4 protein-coding genes are annotated in these 4598 nt (G+C 64.9%); 3 read left to right on the forward strand and 1 reads right to left on the reverse strand.

The genetic code is table 11. From position 1 onward, the window contains the following. Nucleotides 1-168 precede the first annotated feature (168 nt). Nucleotides 169-1152: a YheT family hydrolase gene (locus AC4DF4_RS17910; protein WP_490049468.1), complete on the forward strand. Its 984-nt coding sequence runs from the start codon at nucleotides 169-171 to the stop codon at nucleotides 1150-1152. Between the two features lie 77 nt (nucleotides 1153-1229). Then, complete coding sequence (gene hisD / locus AC4DF4_RS17915) at nucleotides 1230-2519, forward strand: histidinol dehydrogenase (RefSeq protein WP_490049469.1); 1290 nt, start codon at nucleotides 1230-1232, stop codon at nucleotides 2517-2519. Between the two features lie 2 nt (nucleotides 2520-2521). Here hisD and folP read toward each other — a convergent pair whose 3' ends face one another. Next, on the reverse strand, nucleotides 2522-3340 hold the full coding sequence (gene folP / locus AC4DF4_RS17920; RefSeq protein WP_490049471.1) for a dihydropteroate synthase: 819 nt from the start codon (nucleotides 3338-3340) through the stop codon (nucleotides 2522-2524). Between the two features lie 151 nt (nucleotides 3341-3491). On the opposite strand from folP, the gene aroC reads away from it, so the two are divergent. Further along, the gene (aroC, locus tag AC4DF4_RS17925; protein WP_490049470.1) at nucleotides 3492-4574 is read left to right on the forward strand and encodes a chorismate synthase; all 1083 of its coding nucleotides are present in this window, start codon (nucleotides 3492-3494) and stop codon (nucleotides 4572-4574) included. Nucleotides 4575-4598: the final 24 nt, after the last annotated feature.

A 4598-nucleotide genomic window follows, 5' to 3' on the forward strand; every position in this document is an offset into this window, starting at 1 on the left:
CGGTAGCGGGATGTGGCCATGCGCGAGTTGTGCCCGAAGGCGCAGAACATGTGCAGTAATTTGGCTCAATCAGCTGAAAACCAGATTTTTGCCGATTTTTAAAAATCCGCCGTGCCTGAGATGCCTTGCGGCACCAAGGATTCGCGGCTAAATCACGTGCAGACGTTCATGCCATTGATTCAGGATTCCAGCTATCGCGCGCCCTCGTGGCTCCCCGGCGGGCACGCGCAAACCATCTACCCCGCCCTGTTCCGGCGGGTGGCGCGCGCCACCAACCGGCCCGAGCGACTGGAGCTTCCTGACGGCGATTTCCTCGACCTGGAATGGGCGGAACAAGGTCGCCCGCGCCTCGCGATCCTCTGCCACGGCTTGGAGGCCGACCTGAAAACCGGCTATATCCAAGGCATGGCGGCCGCCTTGATCCGCCGTGGCTGGGACGTGCTGGCGTGGAATTTCCGCGGCTGCGGCGGCGAGCCGAACCGCCTGCTGCGGATGTATCACAGCGGTGCGACCGAAGACCTGCACGCTGTTATTTCCCACGCGTTGGCGAACCATCCGGCGGACTCCATCGACCTCATCGGCTTCAGTCTCGGAGGAAATCTCACGTTGAAATATCTCGGCGAGCGCCCGGCGGAGCTCTCGCCGCGGCTCCACCGGGCGGTGGCGTTCTCCGTCCCCTGCGATCTCGCCTGCTCGTCGCGGCAGCTCGCGCTCCCGTCCAACCGGATTTACATGGACCGTTTCCTGCGGGAAATGCGGGCGAAGCTCCGCGCGAAAAACCTCATGTTCCCCGGCCAGCTCGACCTCACCGGACTCGACCGCATCCGCACCTTCCAGGAATTCGACGACCGCTTCACCGCGCCCATCCACGGCTTCCGCGACGCCGCGGACTACTGGGCGCGCAACAGCTGCCGCCAATTTCTCCCGCACATCACGCTGCCCACCTTGCTCGTCAACGCGGCGAACGACCCGTTTCTGGGAGAAGGCTGCTATCCCCGCGAAGAGGCGGCGGCCAGCGACTTTTTCCATTTTGAATCCCCCGCGACCGGCGGCCACGTCGGATTCATGAGCCCCGACACCCGCGGCGAATACCGCTCGGAAACGCGCGCGGCGGAGTTCCTCCGGGGTGTTAGCAGTTCCGAGTCCGGCTGATCTCGGTTGCCATTTCCCGCAGGATCAGGCTTGGCGAACGATTCGTCGGCGCTCATGTTCCGGCACTTCCATCCGGCATGAAAATTCTCAGCTACCTCGATTCCGGCTACGCGCCGTTTGTCCGCCGCCTCAACCGCCGCGCCTTGCCCCAGCCCGGCACGCGCGATCTGGTCACCCAGATCATCGCGGAAGTCGCGCTCAAGGGCGACGAGGCCTTGTTCACTTTCACCAAGCGCTTCGACGGCGCGACGCTCACCGCGAAGACGCTTTTCGTCAGTGACGCGGAATTTGCCGCCGCCGAAAAGGCCGTCACCGACGAGACGAAAACCGCGGTTGCCCGCAGTCTGGCGAACATCCACAGCTTCGCGAAACGGAGTTTGCGGAAGGATTGGTCGGCGAAAAACGCGGAAGGCGCGACCGTCGGCGAGCGCTTCACACCGTTTGACCGCGTCGGCGTTTACGTTCCCGGCGGCAAGGCGCCGCTGGTTTCCACCGCGTTGATGACCGCCGGATTCGCCCAGGCGGCGGGCGTGCCGGAGATCCTGGCAGCCACGCCCTGCGGCCCGGATGGCTCGGTGAATCCCGCGCTGCTCTACGCGCTGAAAGCCGCCGGCGTGACCGAGGCGATCAAGGTCGGCGGCGCGCAAGCCATCGCCGCGCTCGCGCTGGGCACCCGCTCTATCAAACCGGTGGAGCGGATCTTCGGCCCCGGTAACAGCTTCGTCGTCGAGGCGAAGCGCCAGCTCGTCGGCGCGGTCTCCATCGACCTTCTGCCAGGCCCGAGTGAAATTCTGATCCTCGCCGACAAGACCGGAAATCCGGATTTCATCGCCGCCGACATCCTCGCGCAGGCCGAGCATGGCGGCGACAGCGTGGTCGGCTTCGCCACCGATTCCAAAGCGCTGCTCGGCAAGGTCGTCAAAGCCATCGAGCGCCAGCTGCCGACGCTTTCCCGCGGGAAAATCATCCGCGAGGTCCTCAAGCGCGGCACCTTCCTGCTGCACTTGAAATCCTTCGCGGAAGGCGTGGCCATTTCCAACGCCTTCGCTCCCGAACACCTTTCGCTGATCACCGCGGACGAGGCCCGCTGGCTGCCGCAAATCCGCACCGCCGGCGCGATCTATCTGGGGAACGACTCGCCGGTCGCGGTCGGCGATTTCCTCGCCGGCCCCAGCCACACGCTGCCCACCGGCGGCTCTGGCAGGTCGTTCTCCGGCATCCGCGCGGACCAGTTCCAGCGGCGGACCAGCATCGTCCGGCTCGACAAGAATTCTGTCAGGAAATCACTCTCCGTCGTCGAGGAGTTCGCTCGCATCGAAGGACTCGACGCGCACGGCCGGTCGACGGCCATCCGTCTGGAGAAATAATCTCAGCCGCCGGCCGAGATTGCATCGAGCGTTTTCACCGCCTGCCACGCCGCCTCGACGTGATGGACGCGGAAAATCTCTGCGCCGCGTGCCATCCCCGCGCTGATGCACGCGAGGGTCCCGGCATCACGGGCGGACGGATCGTGCAGACCTAGCACCTCACCGATGACTGTTTTCCGCGAGACCGGAACCAGCACCGGTCGCCCGAGTTTCCGCAGGCGCGCCAGCTCGCGAAAGACCGTGAGATTGTCCTCCCGCTGCTTCGCGAAATCAATGCCGGGGTCGAGGATAACGGCTTCCGGCGAGAGCCCGGCGGCTTCGGCGAGCGCGAGTTTTTCCTCAAAAAACCGCTCCAGTTCGCCCATCACGTCGGCCCATTGCTGCTGGAAATGCGGGATTTTCGGCTCGCCCACGCTGTGCATCACGAGCAGCGCCGCGCCGTGAGCGGCGCAAAGACGGGCGTTCCGGTCGTCCGGCAGCGCGCCCATATCGTTGATCAGTTCGACCTTTCCCGCCTGCAAAACTCCCGCCACCACCTCCGGTCGCCACGTGTTTGCGGACAAAACCGGCGGCCAGATTTGCAAGGCATCGCGCGGCTCCACGCCTTGCCAGACCTCGTCCCAGCGCTCCAGAAATCCACGGAACCGCCGCAATTCCTCCGCCACCGGCACCGCCTCGCGGTTCGTCCGCGCGCTTTCCGCGCCCACGTCGATCACGTCCGCGCCCGCCGCCACCTGGCTGCGGGCCAGCGCAACCGCTTTTTTAAAATCCAACGTCCCGTCGGCGGAAAACGAATCGTCGTTCACATTCACGATCCCCATCACCAGCGGACGCCGGGGAAACTCAATGACCCGCTCAGGCAATCGCAACCGCATGCACGCTTCTTAAATCCAAAATCCAAAATCCAAAATCCAAAATCACTCCCGCCCCTTCCCGCTTGCCCCGCGCCGCTCTCTGCTTAACCCTCCGCGCATGTCATCCACTTTCGGCCACGTTTTCCGCATCCACACTTTCGGCGAGTCGCACGGTGGCGGCGTCGGCGTCGTCATCGACGGCTGCCCGCCGCGCATTGCCGTTTCGCAGGCGCAAATCCAGCACGAACTCGACCGCCGCCGCCCCGGCCAGTCGGAAATCGTCACCCCGCGCAAGGAAGCGGACACCGCGGAAATTCTCTCCGGCCTGCAAGACGGCGTCACCCTCGGCTGCCCGATCGCCATCCTTGTCCGCAACACCGACCAACGCCCCGGTGCTTACGACGAAATGGCCGCGAAATACCGCCCCAGCCACGCCGACTACACCTACGACGCGAAATACGGCATCCGCTCCGGCTCCGGCGGCGGCCGCGCCTCCGCCCGCGAAACCATCGGCCGCGTCGCCGCTGCCGCCGTCGCCAAACAAGTGCTCGACACATTTCACCCCGGCATCGAAATCCTCGCCTGGGTGAAATCCATCCAGGAACTCAACGCCGACGTCGATCCCGAGACCGTCACTTCTCAGGACATCGAGTCCAACATCGTCCGCACCGGCGACCCCGCGATGGTCGAGCCGATGATAGCCCGCATCAAAGCCATCCGCGCGGACGGAAACTCCGTCGGCGGCGTGATCGAGTGCGTCATCCGCAATTGCCCGCCCGGCCTCGGCGAGCCGATCTTCGACAAGCTCGAAGCCGACCTCGCCAAAGCCATGCTCTCCATTCCCGCCACCAAAGGCTTCGAGATCGGCTCCGGTTTCTCCGGCACACTTCTCACCGGCCGTGAGCACAACGACCCGTTCCGCATGATCGACGGCAAAGTCCGCACCACCAGCAACCGCTCCGGCGGCGTGCAGGGCGGCATTTCTAATGGCGAAACCATCATCTTCCGCGTCGCCTTCAAGCCCACCGCCACCATCATGTCCTCACAGGAAACCGTCACCGCCGACGGCGAAAACACCGAGTTGCAAGGCAAAGGCCGCCACGACGCCTGCGTCCTCCCCCGCGCCGTCCCCATCGTCGAGGCCATGGCCACGCTGGTTCTCACCGACCAACTGCTGCGCCAGCGCGCGCTGGCGCACTAACGTGGCGGGGGCAAAACCGACCCC

This window comes from Luteolibacter sp., from assembly GCF_058122085.1.